Genomic DNA, 1,137 nt, shown 5'->3' with positions numbered 1-1,137 from the left:
AAGTACGGCGAGGTGATCGACACCTTCTGCTGCGCGGAGTAGAGCAGCGCGTTGAACAGGCGCAGGTTGTTCTCGCCGTCGAACCCCGGCCCGGACGGCACCACCTGGCAGTCGAGCGCGTCGCCGCGGTCGGCCCGCTGGACGGGGTCGCTCTCACGCAGCAGCAGCTCGTCGGTCTCGCTGTACCAGTCGGTGACGAACAGGGCGTTGAGCCCGGCGACGACCGGCCCCTCGAACCGGGCGAACAGGTCCTTGTAGACCATGCCCTTCTCGACGTGGGACTTGATGTCGTAGGAGGCGTCGATCAGGTTCTGCGAGCCGGTGAACGCGACCGAGCCGTCGAGCACCATGATCTTCCGGTGGTTGCGGAGGTCGGGACGCTGGAACTTGCCCTGCAGCGGCAGGAGCGGGAGCATCAGGTGCCACTCGATGCCCGCCTGGTCCATGAACGCCAGGGTGTCCTTGTACCCCGGGTATCCGCGGCTGGCCCAGTGGTCGAGCAGGAACCGCACGGTCACACCGCGGGACTGCGCCCGCGCGAGCGCCTCGAAGAAGGGCCGGGTGGTGTCGTCGAGCGTCGCGATGTAGAACTCGACGTGCACGAGGCGGCGGGACTGGTCGATCGCCCGGGTCATCTCGGCGATGGACTCCTCGGAGTCGGGGTAGAGCTCCGCCGAGTTGCCCCCGACCAACGGCATCGCTCCGAGCTCGCGGTTCAGCCGTGTGACGCTCTCCAGCCACGCGGGCCACGGGTGGTCACGGCGGACCCGCTCGATGCCCTCGGTCTGCTCGAGGATGTACGCGTTGATCTCGGTCTGCTTCTCGCGTCGGGCGCGCGGGAGCTTCGTCGACCCGATGACCAGGAAGACGATGAAGCCGATGTAGGGGATGAGGAAGATCGCGAGCAGCCACGCCGTCGCGGTCTGCGGCTTCCGGTTGATCGGGACGTAGATGATCGAGAAGACGCGGATCGCCAGATCCAGCAGGACGAGCAGGACGGTGATGACGACGGTGAGCCAGTGCTCCACGGGGTGCCGGTGTCGGGTGTCGTTCGCAGGGGCCGCGGGTCAGCGGAAGTTGATGAACTGCAACGGGACGTCGAACTCTTCACCCTTGAGGAGCTGGATCGTGTTCTGC

At 66.8% G+C, this 1,137-nt stretch carries 1 protein-coding gene; it reads right to left on the bottom strand.

The annotated features are described in order from the left end of the window. The coding region (locus BACI9J_RS22450; protein WP_159736628.1) for a phospholipase D-like domain-containing protein at positions 1 to 1,028 on the bottom strand (1,028 nt) is incomplete at its 3' end. Positions 1,029 to 1,137: the final 109 nt, after the last annotated feature.

The sequence above is a fragment of the Arthrobacter sp. 9V genome (assembly GCF_902506065.1).
Lineage (GTDB): Bacteria > Actinomycetota > Actinomycetes > Actinomycetales > Micrococcaceae > Arthrobacter.
Note: the sequence above shows the minus strand (reverse complement) of the source record. Positions and strands in the feature narration are given on the sequence as shown.